16 protein-coding genes are annotated in these 16,577 nt (G+C 60.8%); 11 read left to right on the plus strand and 5 right to left on the minus strand.

All coding sequences use genetic code 11. The annotated features are described in order from the left end of the window. Positions 1-7: 7 nt before the first annotated feature. The 4 genes from VIG90_RS00585 (at position 8) to VIG90_RS00600 (ending at position 5,081) form a co-directional block, all read left to right on the plus strand. Positions 8-586: an N-acetyltransferase gene (locus VIG90_RS00585; RefSeq protein ID WP_331591415.1), complete on the plus strand. Its 579-nt coding sequence runs from the start codon at positions 8-10 to the stop codon at positions 584-586. 74 nt (positions 587-660) lie between these two features. Then, on the plus strand, positions 661-2,139 hold the full coding sequence (locus VIG90_RS00590) for a lipopolysaccharide biosynthesis protein (RefSeq protein ID WP_331591416.1): 1,479 nt from the start codon (positions 661-663) through the stop codon (positions 2,137-2,139). Positions 2,140-2,451: 312 nt separating this feature from the next. Continuing rightward, positions 2,452-3,606, plus strand: a complete 1,155-nt coding sequence (locus tag VIG90_RS00595; protein WP_331591417.1) for a DegT/DnrJ/EryC1/StrS family aminotransferase — start codon at positions 2,452-2,454, stop codon at positions 3,604-3,606. A 185-nt stretch (positions 3,607-3,791) separates the two neighbouring features. Continuing rightward, positions 3,792-5,081 (plus strand): glycosyltransferase family 4 protein, encoded by a 1,290-nt coding sequence (locus VIG90_RS00600; RefSeq protein WP_331591418.1) that lies wholly within the window; start codon positions 3,792-3,794, stop codon positions 5,079-5,081. Between the two features lie 82 nt (positions 5,082-5,163). Here VIG90_RS00600 and VIG90_RS00605 read toward each other — a convergent pair whose 3' ends face one another. The 3 genes from VIG90_RS00605 to VIG90_RS00615 form a co-directional block, all read right to left on the minus strand. Next, positions 5,164-5,469 carry a CsbD family protein gene (locus VIG90_RS00605; protein WP_331591419.1) on the minus strand — a complete coding sequence of 102 codons (306 nt, stop codon included), beginning with the start codon at positions 5,467-5,469 and terminating at the stop codon, positions 5,164-5,166. A 135-nt stretch (positions 5,470-5,604) separates the two neighbouring features. Further along, positions 5,605-5,922 (minus strand): CsbD family protein, encoded by a 318-nt coding sequence (locus VIG90_RS00610; RefSeq protein WP_331591420.1) that lies wholly within the window; start codon positions 5,920-5,922, stop codon positions 5,605-5,607. A gap of 83 nt (positions 5,923-6,005) precedes the next feature. Then, a complete protein-coding gene (locus tag VIG90_RS00615; RefSeq protein WP_331591422.1) occupies positions 6,006-6,419 on the minus strand; it encodes a four-helix bundle copper-binding protein in 414 nt (137 codons plus the stop codon). Between the two features lie 185 nt (positions 6,420-6,604). On the opposite strand from VIG90_RS00615, the gene VIG90_RS00620 reads away from it, so the two are divergent. Beyond that, a complete protein-coding gene (locus tag VIG90_RS00620) occupies positions 6,605-7,222 on the plus strand; it encodes a DNA-3-methyladenine glycosylase I (protein WP_414695454.1) in 618 nt (205 codons plus the stop codon). 4 nt (positions 7,223-7,226) lie between these two features. On the opposite strand, the gene VIG90_RS00625 is transcribed toward VIG90_RS00620, so the two are convergent. Beyond that, the gene (locus tag VIG90_RS00625) at positions 7,227-9,050 is read right to left on the minus strand and encodes a DUF885 domain-containing protein (protein ID WP_331591423.1); all 1,824 of its coding nucleotides are present in this window, start codon (positions 9,048-9,050) and stop codon (positions 7,227-7,229) included. Between the two features lie 185 nt (positions 9,051-9,235). Beyond that, on the minus strand, positions 9,236-9,757 hold the full coding sequence (locus tag VIG90_RS00630; RefSeq protein WP_331591424.1) for a nuclear transport factor 2 family protein: 522 nt from the start codon (positions 9,755-9,757) through the stop codon (positions 9,236-9,238). A gap of 186 nt (positions 9,758-9,943) precedes the next feature. Here VIG90_RS00630 and ybaK point away from each other — a divergent pair, with 186 nt between their 5' ends. The 6 genes from ybaK (at position 9,944) to VIG90_RS00660 (ending at position 16,574) form a co-directional block, all read left to right on the plus strand. Further along, entirely contained in the window at positions 9,944-10,414 is a 471-nt protein-coding gene (gene ybaK / locus VIG90_RS00635; protein WP_331591425.1) for a Cys-tRNA(Pro) deacylase, read from the plus strand. 141 nt (positions 10,415-10,555) lie between these two features. Beyond that, complete coding sequence (locus VIG90_RS00640; RefSeq protein WP_331591426.1) at positions 10,556-11,653, plus strand: YjgN family protein; 1,098 nt, start codon at positions 10,556-10,558, stop codon at positions 11,651-11,653. Further along, on the plus strand, positions 11,628-12,758 hold the full coding sequence (locus VIG90_RS00645) for a M48 family metallopeptidase (protein WP_331591428.1): 1,131 nt from the start codon (positions 11,628-11,630) through the stop codon (positions 12,756-12,758). Before VIG90_RS00640 ends, VIG90_RS00645 begins: the two co-directional genes overlap by 26 nt. Positions 12,759-12,938: 180 nt before the next feature. Beyond that, positions 12,939-13,640 carry a glutathione binding-like protein gene (locus tag VIG90_RS00650; protein ID WP_331591429.1) on the plus strand — a complete coding sequence of 234 codons (702 nt, stop codon included), beginning with the start codon at positions 12,939-12,941 and terminating at the stop codon, positions 13,638-13,640. A 228-nt stretch (positions 13,641-13,868) separates the two neighbouring features. Then, positions 13,869-14,825: a DMT family transporter gene (locus tag VIG90_RS00655; RefSeq protein WP_331591430.1), complete on the plus strand. Its 957-nt coding sequence runs from the start codon at positions 13,869-13,871 to the stop codon at positions 14,823-14,825. 318 nt (positions 14,826-15,143) lie between these two features. Further along, on the plus strand, positions 15,144-16,574 hold the full coding sequence (locus VIG90_RS00660; protein ID WP_331591431.1) for an IS4 family transposase: 1,431 nt from the start codon (positions 15,144-15,146) through the stop codon (positions 16,572-16,574). Positions 16,575-16,577 lie beyond the last annotated feature (3 nt).

Below are 16,577 nucleotides of genomic sequence, written 5' to 3' on the forward strand. Positions count from 1 at the left end.
CCAGGTCATGACCGTTACCGTTCACGAAACCGCCATCGTAGACGAAGGCGCCCAGATTGGTGCTGGTACGCGCGTTTGGCACTGGGTCCATATCTGCGGAGGCGCCCGGATCGGCGAGGCATGCTCTTTCGGGCAGAACGTTTTTGTCGGCAATGATGTTGTCATTGGAAACAACGTCAAGGTTCAGAACAACGTCAGTATCTATGACGCTGTTACCCTTGAAGATGACGTATTCTGTGGCCCGTCGATGGTATTCACGAACGTCTACAATCCGCGCTCGGCAATCAACCGGAAGAGTGAATACCGCCGTACTCTTGTAAAACGCGGTGCAACTATCGGCGCAAATGCGACGATAGTCTGCGGCGTTACGGTTGGCGAGCATGGTTTCGTCGCCGCTGGCGCGGTTGTCAGCCGCGATGTTCCGGCTTATGCGCTGGTCGCCGGCGTACCTGCCCGCCAGATCGGGTGGATGAGCGCGCATGGCGAACGGCTTGAGCTACCGCTGGAAGGCGAAGGAGAGGCGGTATGCCCTGCAAGCGGCGAACGCTACCGGATTTTGGGTAGTGAGGTCTCGGTTGTCGGGTAATAAATATAAACCTGCGAAACAGGCGAACGATACATGAAGCGCAAGTGTGGCCCCGAACCACAGCAGCAGAAATAATGATACAACGTCTGTTCAAAGATACGCTGATTTATGGCCTTTCGGCCGCCCTTTCCCGAGGGCTGGCCGTAATAACACTCCCAGTTTATGCCAGAATTCTGGCGCCAGCAGATTATGGCGCGATGGACATTCTGATCGTTGCAGGGGCTATAGCCAACTTAGTTGTACCTCTGCAAGTAAACCAAGCGCTTTCACGTTATCTAAACGATGTTGAGGGTGCCCAGCGCCGTATACTTGCCAGTACGGCGTTGTGGTTCACTGTTGGTGCTTATATTGCCGCACTGGGTTTGATGCTATTAGGCTCCGAATGGCTGTGCCAACAATTATTAGGTGAAATTAAATACTTAACTGCTTTCCGCCTTAGCTTGTTATCGATCGCGTTAACCGGGATTTTCCAGTTACTCCAAGGGCAATTACGCTTTGAGTTGCTCAGCCGCGATCATGCTCTAGTGAGCATACTCTATGCGGTGGTAACAGTTGCTGCGGGCATTGGCCTCGGAAAATTTGCAGGGCTAGGCCTGGTTGGGATAATCTGGTCACAAATTGCTGCCGCAGCGATAGCGGGCGTTGCCAGTATGTCCAGACTTCCTCACCGGTATGGAATGCATTTCGATACTGGATGGCTGCGTACAATGCTGGGATTCTCAATGCCCCTCGTTCCAGCTGCAATCGCGACTTACTTTACCATATATTCTAATAGATTCATGCTGAATTCTCTGGCGGATCTAGAGAGCGTCAGTATCTACGCAGTCAGCGCGCGCATCGCGGGCATTGTAAACATTCTAATTGTAGGATTTCAGGCGGCACTTACGCCACTGATATACGTGCATTATAATGAGCCTAGGACGCCGCAGCATCTTGCTCAGATTGTAAAAGTATTCTCAACGGTAGCATTTATATGCTGCTTAGGTATTGGATTGTTTGCCCCAGAAATCTTGATGATTCTTGTTCCCCCTGTCTATTACGGAGCAAGTGACCTTGTTTTTTTGGTTACAGTTTCTGCTCTATTCAGTAGTATGTCGTTCTGCTTCCCTGGAATTGTGATTGCAAAGAAGACACATTACCAGTTAATTATATTTTCAATATCAGCAGTCACAAGTATTATCCTTAACTGGTTGTTGATACCGTACTATGGTGTATTTGGTGCAGCCGTTGCAACACTTCTGTCCGCAATGTTATTCATCGGCACGTGGATATGGACGAGTCAAAGACTTTACCCCCTGCCGCTGCGAAAGCGGCAGTTAATAGCTGCAACTCTACTGTTAATATTAGCGGGTCTTGGTGGCGTGTGGTTGCACGCTCAATTCTCTGTTGGACTAGGTTTGCTTTTCTTTAAGCTAACAGTCATTGCCCTATTCATTGCAGCTTTGATGGCAATGCGCCTGTTTTCGCTGTCTGATGTCTCGCGGGTATTAGTAAAGATAAAGGTAAAATCCCCTGGAGCGGATAAAGTTAAGCCAAATCAGGATAGTGTTTAGTCACAATTGGCGTTGTTGCTGTGTAAAAACTTACCTGGTGTGCCTTTGACTTGGGTCGGATTGGTCCCGGGTTGAATGTCAATTTTTCAAGCATCCCAAAGGGCTGCGAGTAGTCAGTTTCACTGAAGCAGCGAGGATGATGCCGTCGGTCATGCTGCGCCTTATGAGGACATTTTTTGTATGTCCTTAGCCTGCCAGTCTGGCAAATCGAGAAAGATCGTATATGAATTCCGAGAAATCTGGATCTGAGCCGTTCCGGATGTGAGCTAGTGTAATTCTTCGTTCAGCATATCTCCTGAGGAGAGCTAGACCGTGCAGTTTATTGATCTGAAGACCCAGCAAGTCGCAATTCGTGCAGAAATCGACCGCCGCATTGCAAGCGTGCTTGACCATGGCCAATACATCCTGGGGCCGGAGACAACTGAACTCGAGGAAACACTTGCCCGTTATGTGGGGGTTAAACACTGCATCTCAGTCGCTAGCGGCACGGAAGCTCTCCTAATTGCACTGATGGCCTTGGGTGTCGGTCCGGGTGACGAAGTGATCACAACCACCTTTACCTTTGTTGCCACGGCAGAGGTCATTGCTCTGGTTGGTGCAACGCCGGTATTCGTCGATGTCCTGCCCGATACGGCCAACATTGACCCGGCGGCGCTTGAAGCCAAGATTACCCCGCGGACAAAGGCGATCATTCCTGTCAGCCTGTATGGCCAGGTCGCAGACATGGATGAGATCAACGCAGTTGCAGCCAAGCACAACATCCCGGTTATTGAGGATGCGGCTCAGAGCTTTGGCGCCGAGTACAAAGGACGCAAGAGCTGCGGTTTGTCCGAGATCGGATGCACGAGCTTTTTTCCCAGCAAGCCGCTTGGCTGCTATGGCGACGGCGGTGCGCTGTTTACCAACGACGACGCAATTGCCACGGCTGCCAAGGAAATTCGCGTCCATGGCCAGTCGCAGCGCTACGTTCACACTCGTATTGGGGTTGGCGGCCGCATGGACACCATCCAATGCGCGGTGATCATGGCCAAGTGGCCGCGGTTCGCCTGGGAAGTCGAGCAGCGCAAGCACCTGGGCCAACGCTACACGGACGAGATTTTTCGTCGCATCCCTGGAAGTGTTCTGATCGAGCCGGGCATCAGCCTGCAGGATGTAAACGCGCCGGTAGCCGTGCTCGGCGTCAAGTCGGACCGTACGTCGGTTTATGCTCAGTACACCGTTCTTCTGGCAGATCGAGCAGCAGTACAGGCCCACTTCCAGTCCGCTGGCATTCCGACGGCGGTGCACTATCCGGTGCCGCTTGATCAGCAGCCTGCCTACAAGCAGTGGGCAGCCCAAGAGGGCACTCCGGTCGCGGACGTTTTGGCATCGCGAGTCATGAGCCTTCCAATGAGTGCTGATCTCACCGAGCAGGATCAGGATCGCGTCATTGAGTGCCTGAAGGCGGCAGTCAGTGCTGTGGAGTAACTGGGATTTCTCGTACCTGCACCTATTGGACTGATAAGCGGCCATGGGCCGTCGAGTTTGCATACTCGATGCTCATCATAATGCCTGATCTGCCATCGAAGCGAATAAATCGCGGGTAGCTCGCTTGCATTCTGGGCCGGAGGGTTGCTTATGCGAGCAGCGTCTGGCTCGGTAAGGACGAAAAAATGAAAGTACTTTTCCTTACGTATCACTTCGCCCCCCATAACCAGATCGGCGCTGTCCGGTGCACAAAGACTGCTAAATATCTCGTTCAGGGGGGGGATGAAGTCAGGGTGTTGACGGCTGGGGATAAGCCGTTTGCCGAGACTCTGCCGATTGAGATGGATTCCAGTCTGATACAATGGGTCCCGTGTCCTCACCTGGACCGCATAGCTCGCGTGGCGTCAAGTCGGCTAACGGACGCACAAGTTTCCGTGCCACTCTCGCAACAAACTGGCCTTAAAGCGCGTGTTTTGCGCCGATTGTACTATTTGTATAAAATATTTACTTGGTATCCTGACAACATTGCCCGCTGGAAGTCAGGCTTGTTGGAGGCGGCACGCAAAGAAGTCGCTAAATTTCAGCCAGATATAATTTTTGCGTCAGGTCCGCCATACACGCAACTCCTAACGGCTGCTGCCATTTCACAGGAAACAGGCATTCCCTGGGTCTGTGAACTGCGCGACCTATGGGTGGATAACCACAATTATCCATATACCACTTGGAGGCGACGTATCGAAGAAAAGCTGGAGACGAGAACACTTTCAACGGCTTCTGCATTTATTACTGTCTCTGAGCCGCTCGCAGAAAAAATACGAAGGAAGTATAAGGCTCCGGTTCATGTAGTACCGAACGGATTTGATCCGCCTGATTTTCCTGATAAGCGCTCGAATACCTTTTCTGCAGAGAAGCTCCATCTCGCCTATACCGGATTTATTTACAGCGGAAAGCAGGATATTCGGCCGCTTCTCGAAGCTATTTCGATCGTTAAGCAGAGCGCCAAATCTGTCGTCCTGCACTTGTATGGGCGGTCGCTTGGTGATGTCGTTGAACAGGCGAAAGTGCTCAATATTAGCGATAGCGTCCACTACCATGGTGTTGTGCCATACAGGGAATCTCTGGATGCTCAACGCTCTGTTGATGCGCTGGTGTTTTTAAACTGGAACGATGCTCAACAAACGGGTGTCTATTCGGGGAAACTTTTTGAATACTTGGGGGCCAGACGTCCAATTGTCTGTGTCGGCACAACCCCAACAGTCGCATCGGACCTTATCTTGGAGCGCAAAGCGGGCTGCTTTTCCGACGAACCTGCCGAACTTGCTCAATTTTTGATGCAGCTATATGACGAGAAACAGGACAAGGGCGGGATTGCCGACTCGCCCGATACTGTAAGCGCAGGCTTCACTCGGCAGGAACAGACAGCACAAATCAGGCGGATTTTGCAGGCCGCCGCCACACCTCACGGTTTGTGCTAAACAAGCGCAATGTAAAAGTAAGCGGCAAAACACCAGCTACAGAGCCGTTGTTTTGCCGCAGTATTATCAAGCTGCCGCGCTATCAGTAATGGCGCTCTTCGTAATCGCGGCGGCGACGCCGGCGGCCGGTGATGAGCGCGGCGGCCCAGCCGACGGCGCTGGCGATCAGCAACGAGCGGACCGGATGCTCGACAACGTTGCGGCTCACCTGATCGGTCGCATTGCGCATGGTATCACGGGCATCGCCGTACAGTTGCTGGGCGCGGCCCTTCAACTGCTCGCGGGTGCCTTGCGACTGCTGGCGCTCGCTGCCGGCTACATCACCAAGGCCTTCCTGCGCGCGGCCCATGCCGGTCCTCAGGGTTCCTTCCAGTCGATCCTGATTCATGACGTCACTCCTGACTGTTTCTGCATAATAGTGGCGGGAAAAAACAGCTGCCATTCGGGCAGCAAATGAACGATGCCAGCCAAAGCCTGTTCCGCCCGGCTGGCATCAAGGGCGATTTGACCCATCAAAGCCCGATCACATCGCTCTCCGGCGGGCCGACCAGCGCATATCCCGATCCTCATCGCGGAAGGCGATCATGCCGAGGACGAACCCCAGGGCCGCCGCGATCATCACCGCAGGGATCGGCCGGTCGGAGACGGCACGGCCCATCGTGTCCGCGGCGTCCTCGACGCCGTGGCGGGCCTGTCCGTAGGCACGGCGCGCCCGGCCGGCCAGCCGCTGGCGCATGCCGTGCTCTTCCAGCTCCTGATCATCGGTCAGAGTGCCAAATGCCTGCCGGACACGGCCCGACATCTCATCGGCATGACCTTCCGCAATATGTCTGTTCGCCATATCGGCCTCCTGTCTGTGCATCGCTGTCAGACAAGAAAGCCGTACGCAGCGGGCAGGGTTCCCGTTTTCGGGGTGAGTTGGGCTCAATGAGTGCTGGGCTGGATGGACTCCATTGCCGCCATGCACGCCTGTTCGCAGCGGCGGCAGGCCTCTGCGCACAGTTCGCAGTGGTCGTGCTGGGCGGCGTGGCGGCCGCATTCCATGCCGCACATGCGGCAGGCGGCGGCGCAGGCGTCCAGCATCAGCCGGATCAGCTCCTCGTTGGAGCCGGTGCGCCGCGTGGCGATCTTGCCGGTGGTGGCGCAAATGTCCGCGCAATCCATGTTCAGGCGAATGCACTGGCGCAGCTCCTGCACCATGTGCTCGGCAAGGCAAGCATCCGCGCAGGAAATGCAGACCTGTGCGCAGTCGTAACATTCCTCGATGCAGCGTATGAGAACGTCGTTGGTGTTGCCGCGCACGTCGGGATGGCTGCTGATCATCTGTTGGGCGTGCATTGTTGCACCTCCTGTCATGGCATTGGGGGAAGGGTCGGCCGCGCATGGTCCGGCCGCCGATACTCAAGGAACAATGACCATGACCGCAGGTTCCGATCATAGTCACTTGAGAACAAAAGAGGAACATGACACTATGCGCGCATCCGTGACGAGTGTGCAGTCAAAAAGGGGGAGGAGCTTCAGCCGTGTCCGCATTGTCCGTTTTCACGGGACCAGATGGCGTGGCCCGCTGTGCCTGGTGCCAGTCGACGCCAGCTTACCGTCATTATCACGACAGCGAATGGGGCATGCCAGTGGCCGATGACCGCACCCTGTTCGAGAAGGTGTGCCTCGAGGGCTTTCAGTGCGGCCTCAGCTGGCTGACCATCCTGAACAAGCGCGAGGCCTTCCGCGCTGCCTTCGCCAATTTCGAGTGCGAGGCCGTGGCCCGGTTCGATGAGGCAGACGTTGCCCGACTCCTTGAAAATGCGGGCATCGTCCGTCACCGGGCCAAGATCGAGTCCACCATCAACAATGCCCGCCGCGCGCTCGAGCTGCGCGCGGAGGCCGGATCGCTCGCCGCCTTCTTCTGGCGCTACGAGCCCGATGCCGGGGAGCATGCCCGGCGCGGTATCGTCACCGAGACGCCGGAATCGGTGGCGCTCTCCAAGGCGCTGAAGAAGCGCGGGTGGCGCTTCGTCGGCCCCACCACCATCTATGCGCTGATGCAGGCCATGGGTCTGGTCAACGACCACGCGCCCGAGTGCGCCTTCCGGGAAAAGGTGGACGCCGCGCGGCAGAACTTCATCCGCCCGCGCGGCTGATCCGTTACGTCCAGTCGTCGATCACGCGGGCAAGCACGTCCAGCGGCATGTTGCCCGCCAGCAGCGCCCGGTCATGGAAGGCGCGGATATCGAACCGCTCGCCCAGCCGCGCCTGTGCGCGGCTGCGGGTGTCGGTCCAGACCTGCCAGCCCAGCATGTAGCTGCACGCCTGTCCCGGCTGTACGCAGTAGCGCTCCACTTCGCGCGTCGCGTTGTCCTCGCTCTCGCCCAGCGTCTCGCGCATGTAGGCAATGGCCTGCTCGCGGGTCCAGCGCTTGTGGTGGAGCCCTGAATCCACCACAAGCCGCGCCGCGCGGAACAGCATGGAGGCAAGATAGCCGAGCCGCCCCAGCGGGTCGTTCTCGTAAACGCCCATTTCATCCGCCAGCTGCTCGGCATAGAGGCCCCAGCCTTCCAGATAGCCGGCGAACAGCGGCAGGCGCCGCAGCTGGGGCAGCTCGGTTGCTTCCATCATCAGGGCATTTTGCAGGTGGTGCCCCGGCAGCGCCTCGTGGTGGATCAGCGTCGGCAGGTCGAAGCGCGGCTGGTTGGCCGTATCGCGCAGGTTGATGATGAACTGGCCGGGGCGACCCGCGTCCACCACCGGCGGCAGGTAGAACGCGCCCGGCCCGCCCGCCTCGATGGCCGGAGACATGCGCTCGATCACCACCGGAGACTTGGGCAGCCGGCCGAACCACTGGGGCAGGCGGGCCTGCATCTTCTCGTTCAGGTCAACGCCATAGGCGATCAGCGCGGCCCGGCCCTCGTCCGTATTGGGGAACAGGTGCTCCGGCATGCGGCGCAGGCTGGAAATCCTCTGGCCGACCGTGCCCTGCGTCAGGCCCTTCTGACGCAAGATCTTGTCGGCCTCGGCGGAGAAGCGGGCCACCAGTTCCAGCCCAAGCCGGTGAATGTCCTCGGCCGGCATGTCGGTCGTCGTCGCGCCGCGAATGGCGAAGCGGTAGTATTCCTCGCCCTGCGGCAGCCGCCACACGCCGGCCTCCGGCGGCGCGCTTGCCAGCGCTTCCCGAATCAGCGCGGCTTGCCGTTCAAGCGCCGGGTACACCTCGCGCTGAACAAGCGCAGTGGCGCGGGCCTGCCAGTCTCCCTCGATGCCCTTGGCCTTGGTGCGGCCGGCGATGGACTTGACCAGATCCGAATCCGCGGGCGCGGCCGCCAGCAATTCGGAGAGCTGCACCAGCGTCGTCTTCAGCACGAAATCCGGCGGCGTTGCGCCGCGCTTGTAATCCTCGCGGGAGCGGGCCGTCTCCACATCCAGCGCCTCGGCGAAGCCGGAGAGGCGGGCGAGATAATATTCAGCATCCTGCGCCGTCTCGATCGGGTGCTGGTTCGTCAGGAAGGTGGGCGTGTTCCGCGCCGAGCCTGACAGCTGGGAGACGATATAGGGCACCGCCGTGCCGATGTTGGGATCACCGAACGGGAAGGTGAAGCTCTGCAGCGTGGTCGAGGCCATGTAGGCGGCGGATTGGTGGTTGATCCAGTCCGCCCCGGTCAGGGTCGCCGGGTCATACCGGGCCAGATCGCGCGCCAGATCGGCAAAGATCGAGCGGGTGTGCTCCAGCCCCGCGGGCGTGCGGTCGTCCATCTCGCCGCGCGCGGCGGCAGCCGGCCCCACGTCGAGGCCCAGCATCGTCATCGACATCGGCGAGTTGCGCAGCAGGCGCTGAACATACCCGTCCAGCATGTCGGTCAGCGCCTTGCCGCCTTCCGGCTGTGTGGCGGCCTCGGTTGCCGCAAACGCCGGCAGGCCCAGGGCTGCGGCCAGAACGGCGGTGGTGGATGCAACGAATTGGCGACGGTCCAGCATGACTGCTCCCCCTGCACGGCTTGAAGTGTACGGCGCAAATCGACCGCCCACGCAAACGAGGCGCAGCGGGAAGTCAACGATCCCCGCGCCCCGTGGTTATGGGCTAATTCATTTGTCGCATACACTAAATCGTTTCAGGGTGCGAAAGAATGTTGCTCTCGCCCTGCTGAACCGCCCTGCCAGCCTCAGGCGCTCATGGCCTTGGCAATGCGCGCCTTCATCGGCCGCACCCATTCTTCCTTCAGCCGGGGCGAAAGCAGCCCGGCCTCATCCAGTTCATCGCACAGCACCATCTGGTGCCCGATATCGAACAGGTCCGTCTGGCGGATGAACTTGCCGTCCCCGCCATAGGTGATGAAGGAGACGCCGTGGGTTTCGTAATGGCTGCCGTCCGGGCGCAGCCCCGGCCCGCGGTTGAGCCAGTGGGTGATGATCTGGTCGCCGTTGACCGCATAGCCAACGTACGGAAACGTCCAGCCCTCCCAGCCCGAGCCCACCTCCATGTCCCGCCCGTAGTGGGTGCGCCGGATCTCTTCGCGCCCGTTCGCCACCACCGGCATCACGCCGCCATACTGGCAGTCGTAAACGCAATCCTCGTGATAGAATTCGTCCGCCAGCCAGCTCCAGCTGTTGATCCGCTCGCACTCCTTGAACGCCTCGATGAAGCGCTCGACGGTCCGCACGATCTCGTCGTGTGAATGGGCCACGGTGTCCTCCCCATGCAGCGATGCTGTATTTGTCGTTATCCTCACCAGCCTACCGGAAGCAGGGGCCAAAAGCGGCCTGACGATATGAAGAGGCAGGCCGCCTTTCCGTTGCCCTGTTGAGTGGGGGCCGGGTTTCATGACATAGCCCGGCAGAACAGGGCAGAAATGAAATCAGGCGGGCAGAGCATGGCCAAATCCACTCCGGCGGTCGTTGCACTTCAGCGGGCAGGCGTCTCCTTCACGCTTCACACCTATGAGTATGACCCCGGCGACCAGCGCGTCGGCCTTCAGGCGGCCGAGGCCCTTGGCGTCAACCCGGCCGAGGTGTTCAAGACCCTGATGGCGCTGGTGGATGGCAAGCCGGTCTGCGCCATTGCTCCGTCAGACCATGAGATCCACCTCAAGCGCCTTGCGGCGGCGGCGGGCGGCAAGGCGGCCAAGATGATGCCCCCGGCGGATGCGGAGCGCACGACCGGCTATCGCATCGGCGGCATCAGCCCGTTCGGGCAGAAGCGGGCGGTGCCCGTGTTCCTTGATGAAACCGCGCTCGCGTTTCCGCTGATTTTCCTCAACGGCGGCCAGCGTGGCCTTCAGGTCCGCCTCGCCCCGCAGGATATCGTGCGCGTGCTCGGCGCAACCCCCGTCGCCCTCGTCTGAGGCTCCGTCCTCCCGATCAGGGCGCGAAAAGTCAGCGGACGTATCACCCCTCCTGATAATGGTTGCTACTGCTGACGTGGCGGCTGGCGCCTTGCTCGCAAAAATTGTAATGTTCCGCTGGGGTAACAGGGGGGATACCTAATGGATCACACAATACACGAGGCTGCCTCGGGGCAGCCCGTCTCCATCGAGTTCGAAGGCAACTGGCGGGAATACTTCGGCATTGCCCTCGTCAATCTGCTGCTGACGATTGTCACGCTCGGCATTTACCGCTTCTGGGCCAAGACCCGCTCGCGCCAGTATCTCTGGAGCCGCACCATCGTGATGGGCGAGGCGCTGGAGTACACCGGCACCGGCCTGCAGCTGTTTCTCGGCGCGCTGATCGCGTTCTTTGCCGTGCTGCTGCCGTTCACGATTCTGATGAGCGTCGCGCAGGCAATGGCCATGTCCGGGCAAGTCATGATCGCCGGGCTGATCTACCTCGCGGCGATGCCCGCCATGATCTACCTGCTGGGCGTCGGCCTCTACCGCTCGCAGCGCTACCTGCTGGCGCAAACCTCGTGGCGCGGCATCCGGGGCGGCATGACCACCGGCGGCTGGGCCTATGGCCTTGGCTTTCTGGGTCGCGGTCTTGCTGTAATTTTCACGCTGTTCCTTGCCGGGCCGTGGGCCGCAACCCGCGACTGGAACCAGCGCTGGCAGGATGCGCGTTTCGGCTCGCTCGAATTCACGTCCGATGCACCCGCCGGTCCGCTGTTCAAGCGTTACCTGCTGATGCTGGCCGGCATTGCTGTCGTTTACGGACTCTTTCTTGCCGTCCTTTTCGCCAACGCAGGCGGCATGGCGGGCGCTGCGGGCAACCCTGAGCAGGCCGCGCTGGCCATGCTCAACATGGCATGGCTGTTCGTGGTGCTTTTCGTCGCGCTCTGGCTGGTCACCCTGTCGTACCGCGCGTACTTCTGGCGGCATATCGTCGGCCATATGCGGCTGGACACGCTGTCGCTGCGCTTCACCGCCACCACGGGTGACTGGGCCCGCTTCATGCTCGGCAACGCGGCGCTGGTGGCGCTGACGCTCGGCCTTGGCCTCATCATGCTGCCCTACCGCGTGTACGGCTTCATGATGCGCCATATGGAAGCCGAAGGCGCGCTGTCGCCTCAGGCGATCGCACAAAGCCAGCTCGCCCAGCCGGGCCAAGGCGAGGGAATTGCCGATGCCTTCGACCTCGTCCCCGTCTGAGCGGGACGCCGTCCTCTACGATGGCCAGACCGCGCAGGCCCATGGGGTGCGCCTGCACCTCACGGACAGCGGTCTGATCATCCATTTCCACAACGCATCGCCCGAGGCGCTGTCCTTCACGGACCTGCGCCTCGGGGATCGCGGTGTCGGCGGGCGGGTGACGCTGCGCCACGCCGAAAAGCCGGGCTGGCGGCTCGTCATCACCAGCGGCCTGCCGTCGCCCTGGCTCAAGCAGCTCAGGCGGGCAGGGCGTCCCGCGCCGCGTCGCCTTGCGCTGTGGGGGGCCATATCCGCGGTAACGGTTGCAGGCATCGGACTGCTCGCGCTGAATGGCGATGCGTTGACCCGCGCGCTTGCCCCGCTGGTGCCCCGCGCCCTGACCGAGCCGCTCGGGCGGGAAATGGCGGAAACGCTCGGCGGCGCGCCCTGTTCGGGCGCGGGCGGTCAGCAGGCGCTCGACAAGCTGACCCGTCTCCTCAGTCCGCCGGAAGGGCTCTCGGGTCCGGTTGCGGTTCGGGTCGTGGACAAACCAATAGTCAACGCCATGGCCCTGCCCGGCGGGCAGGTGGTCATCTTCTCCCGCCTGATCGACGAGGCCGAAAGCGCAGACGAGGTGGCGGGCGTTCTCGCCCATGAACTGGGTCACGTCCATCACCTGCATTCCAATCAGGCGATCATCCGTCACTTAGGGCTCGGGATGATGCTCCAGACCCTCGGCGGCAACATGGGGGCCTTGGCGGATACCACCCTCATGCTTGGGCACAGCCGCGCCGGGGAGCGTGAGGCGGACGCCTTTGCCGCCACCCAGCTCAGCCGCGCCGGCATCTCGACGGCAGGCATGGCGGCCTTCTTCACCCGCCAGAAAGGCAAAGGCCCAGACGCTCCCGCCGCCGAAGGGAAGAGCGCCGCCGAAGGCAAGAGCGCGAGCGATCCCTCCCGCCTGCAAACCGCACTGGAGCGCTTCGGCACCTACGCCTCCACCCATCCCGCGCCAAGGGGCCGGGCGCAGCAGTTGCTGGCCGCCGGCCTTCCCGCCGGAGAAGGCCGGCCCGCGCTGAACCCTGCGGAGTGGGAAGCCCTGCGCGCCATCTGCAGCGCACGCTGACGCTCCTTTATTCCCGCCGCGCGAAAAGTCAGCGGAGTCTGAGGGGGGTTGCCAGCTCCCTTTGCCGAACCAGTTCCATTGCGAGTTGTGGCTTGCGAGCGGCCGGGGCATGATCCGTGCCGATACACGGGCCAAGCCGCGTGCCCATTCTTGCGCTCAAGTTGCAGGGGAGCTTTATTGATGATCGACCTTTATTACTGGCCCACGCCCAACGGCCACAAGATCACGATGTTTCTGGAAGAGGCCGGGCTCGAATACCGCATCGTACCGGTGAACATCCGCGCCGGAGACCAGTTCAAACCGGACTTCCTCGCCATTTCCCCGAACAACCGCATGCCCGCCATTACGGACTACGTGCCGGAGGATCTGGGCGAGCCCATCAGCCTGTTCGAATCCGGGGCCATCCTGCTCTACCTGGCCGAGAAGACCGGCCAGTTCCTCCCCACCGCCATCCGTGAGCGCAAGGCCGTGCTCGAGTGGCTGTTCTGGCAGGTCGGCGGCCTTGGCCCCATGGCCGGGCAGAACCACCACTTCAACATGTACGCGCCCGAGAAGATCGCCTACGCCATCGAGCGTTACATGAAGGAGACCAACCGTCTCTACGGCGTGCTCGACAAGCGTCTGGACGGTCGCGATTACATCGCGGGCGATGAGTACACCATCGCTGACATGGCCTCTTACCCGTGGATCGTCCCCCACGAAATGCAGGGCCAGACGCTGGACGACTTCCCGAACCTGAAGGCATGGTTCGAGCGGGTGAAGGAGCGCCCCGGCACCATCCGCGCCTACGCCCGGGGCGAGGAGTTCAGGAACCAGCCCATGACCGAGGACGCCCGCAAGGTTCTCTTCGGCCAGACCGCAGCCGGTCCGGCCAAGGGCTGATCTGGTCGGGGCATGATCCGGCCCGCATGGGCGAACGTGCAGAAGAAGGGCAGGGGCCAACGCTCCTGCCCTTCAGGCTTGATCCCCTCTCACCCCCCGGTTTTGCCCCAGATCCTGCCGCCCGCAGCAGGTAGCCGGGAAGCAGTCCCAGTGGTAAGTCCTTGCCCACCCCTTGTCGGGACGGGTAGATCTGCCGGGCGCAGTGCCCATCGGTGAAGGTAGAGTTTCATGACGGCGTCCACACCCGGTCCAGCTCCCTCCCAACCGGCACCTTCCCCGCCAACCCGCACCGATCAGGTTCTCCTCGGCCTTGGTCTGCGCCTGCTGGCCACTGCATTGCTGGCCACCATGACGGCCCTGGTCAAATACGCCGAAACCCGCGGCGCGGCGCTGGTCGAGACCATGTTCTTCCGCCAGGCCTTCGCCGTGCCCATTGTCGTTGCGTGGATCGCCGCCGGCCCGGGTCTGCGCACCATCGCCACCAGGCGCATCGGCGCGCACACCTGGCGCACCGTCGTCGGCCTTACCGGCATGGTCTTCACCTTCGGCACGGTGCTGCTGCTGCCGCTGGCGGAGGCCACCACCCTGCAGTTCACCGTGCCCATCTTCGCCACCATCCTCGGCGCGCTGGTCCTGAAGGAGCCCACCGGCTGGCACCGCTGGGGCGCGGTGCTGGCGGGCTTCATCGGCGTCATCATCGTCGCCCAGCCCGGCAGTGGCCATTTCCCGCTCATCGGTGCGGTGGTCGGCCTCACCTCCGCGCTCATGGTCGCCATCGTCTCCATTCTGCTGCGCCAGATCGGGCGCACCGAAAGCGCCTCCACCACCGTCTTCTGGTTTTCGCTCCTGTCCGTGCCGCCGCTGGGCCTTGCCTACCTGTTCAACTTCCAGCCGCACGATCCGCTGACGTTCCTCCTGCTCATCGGCATCGGCCTGGTCGGCGGGCTGGGCCAGCTGGCGCTCACCGCCTCCGTGCGCTTCGCGCCCGTCTCCGCCGTCGTGCCCATGGATTACTCGAGCCTCGTCTGGGGCGTGCTCTACGGCTGGCTGCTGTTCGGCGCCCTGCCCGGCGCAACCACATGGATCGGCGCGCCCATCATCATCGGCAGCGGCCTCTACATCGTCTATCGCGAACACCGCCGCCGCGTCGCCGAAAAGTCCGACCGCGCGCTGACGACGCCGTGAGTTTTTTTGGGGCCTGCGCCTCTGTGCAGGGCGCTGCATGAGGGCGGGATTCTATCGGGCCGCGCCCGGAATTCGCCGTCACGCCCGCTGAATTCATCTGAATAATTCTAAGGAGAATTTGCCCCGCTGAAATTGCGCGCGCTGTCCGCGCGGCCGGGTGCGTCCCGATAAACAAAAGGGGGATCGTAAGGGGGTTACAGACCTTTCAATTACCCACAAATCGTCGCATGGGTGATTCCGCTGGACTCATTGCCGTTGCCCGAAGGGCGTCGCTCATGATTCGTTCCCGAGCACCAATTTTCTGGAGCGAGGTGCGCGGTGGACAGGACGACATCGGACATCACGTCATGGATCGATCGAGAGCTTGCCGGCTCGAAATTCTCCGATGAGCGACTGGGAAAGCGGCTTGGCAAGCTCTTGGTGCAGCTTGACGCGGGAATGGGAGAGCCACTGCCGCTTGCCTGCCGGGACTGGGCGAACACCAAGGCCGCGTATCGGTTCCTGTCGAACGATAACGTCAGCGAGCGCGAGATACTGGCCGGGCACTTCGTTTCGACGCGAGAGCGGATCGGCGCGACAGAAGGTCCGATCCTGGTTCTCCAGGACACAACCGAATTTGTCTTTAAACGCGTGCGACCGGAGGAAATCGGTGCCATCACCTACGCGCCTGGTCGGCGAGACGGTGATCGTCGGCCCAAGCTTCGTACCGTGTGTGGCTTGCTGATGCACTCCAGTCTCGCCATTACGCCCGAAGGCCTGCCACTCGGCCTCACAGCTGTTAAATTCTGGACGCGCTCGAAGTTCAAAGGAACCACCGCGCTCAAGCGACAGATCAACCCGACACGCGTGCCAATCGAGGAGAAGGAGAGCATTCGGTGGCTCGACAACATGTCTCAGTCCACCGCACTGATCGGAGAACCCAAGCGCTGCGTTCACATCGGCGACCGCGAAAACGACATATACGAGTTCTTCTGCCGTGTGGCCGCGGAGGGCACCAACTTCCTCGTTCGCACCTGTGTCGATCGCCTTGCCGGCGACGGTTCCCATACGATTAACGCGGAAATGGCCGAGGTCGCTGTTCAGGGGCTCCATCGTATCATGGTTCCGACCACAGGAGGGGAACTCGAGGAGGCGCAGGTCGAACTTCGCTACAAAGCGATCCATGTGCTGCCGCCGATTGGCAAGCAGAAGCGCTACCCCGCTCTCACGCTGACCGTGATCCATGCCCGGGAACCAGGCAAGCCCACCAGCCGTCAGCCGCTCGACTGGCGGCTGATCACGAACCTCAGGATCGACACACCTGATGACGCGGTGGAAAAGCTCGGCTGGTATGCGCTGCGGTGGAAGATCGAAGTCTTTCACAAGATCTTGAAATCAGGATGCCGCGCCGAAGATGCTAAGCTGCGTACCGCTGATCGCCTGGTCAACCTGATCGCAATGTTCTGCCTGCTGAGCTGGCGCATCTTCTGGATGACCATGATGAACAGGGTTGCACCGAACGCACCGCCGACGCTCGTTCTCACCGATAACGAGTGCAAGATCCTTGATCGCGTCGTTCCGGATGCCATCAATGGCACAGGCCACGATCCAACACTCACAAAGTATCTCACCAAGGTTGCGAAGCTCGGCGGATACTTGGCGCGAAGTCATGATCCCCCTCCCGGAAATATCGTGATGTGGAGAGGGTGGCGGCGCCTCCTGGATATGTCGGTGGGCTATAATCTCGCTATCAAAGATGTGGGTAATTGAAAG

Origin of the sequence: Pedomonas sp. (assembly GCF_036515995.1) — a bacterium.
Lineage (GTDB): Bacteria > Pseudomonadota > Alphaproteobacteria > Sphingomonadales > Sphingomonadaceae > Pedomonas.

Bases quoted from the DNA above. Each gene is read 5' to 3' on its own strand.
- VIG90_RS00585 (WP_331591415.1), top strand. From the start codon at position 8: ATGACCGTTACCGTTCACGAAACCGCCATCGTAGACGAAGGCGCCCAG.
- VIG90_RS00590 (WP_331591416.1), top strand. From the start codon at position 661: ATGATACAACGTCTGTTCAAAGATACGCTGATTTATGGCCTTTCGGCC.
- VIG90_RS00600 (WP_331591418.1), top strand. From the start codon at position 3,792: ATGAAAGTACTTTTCCTTACGTATCACTTCGCCCCCCATAACCAGATC.
- VIG90_RS00605 (WP_331591419.1), bottom strand. From the start codon at position 5,469: ATGAATCAGGATCGACTGGAAGGAACCCTGAGGACCGGCATGGGCCGC.
- VIG90_RS00610 (WP_331591420.1), bottom strand. From the start codon at position 5,922: ATGGCGAACAGACATATTGCGGAAGGTCATGCCGATGAGATGTCGGGC.
- VIG90_RS00615 (WP_331591422.1), bottom strand. From the start codon at position 6,419: ATGCACGCCCAACAGATGATCAGCAGCCATCCCGACGTGCGCGGCAAC.
- VIG90_RS00625 (WP_331591423.1), bottom strand. From the start codon at position 9,050: ATGCTGGACCGTCGCCAATTCGTTGCATCCACCACCGCCGTTCTGGCC.
- ybaK (WP_331591425.1), top strand. From the start codon at position 9,944: ATGGCCAAATCCACTCCGGCGGTCGTTGCACTTCAGCGGGCAGGCGTC.
- VIG90_RS00640 (WP_331591426.1), top strand. From the start codon at position 10,556: ATGGATCACACAATACACGAGGCTGCCTCGGGGCAGCCCGTCTCCATC.
- VIG90_RS00645 (WP_331591428.1), top strand. From the start codon at position 11,628: ATGCCTTCGACCTCGTCCCCGTCTGAGCGGGACGCCGTCCTCTACGAT.
- VIG90_RS00650 (WP_331591429.1), top strand. From the start codon at position 12,939: ATGATCGACCTTTATTACTGGCCCACGCCCAACGGCCACAAGATCACG.
- VIG90_RS00655 (WP_331591430.1), top strand. From the start codon at position 13,869: ATGACGGCGTCCACACCCGGTCCAGCTCCCTCCCAACCGGCACCTTCC.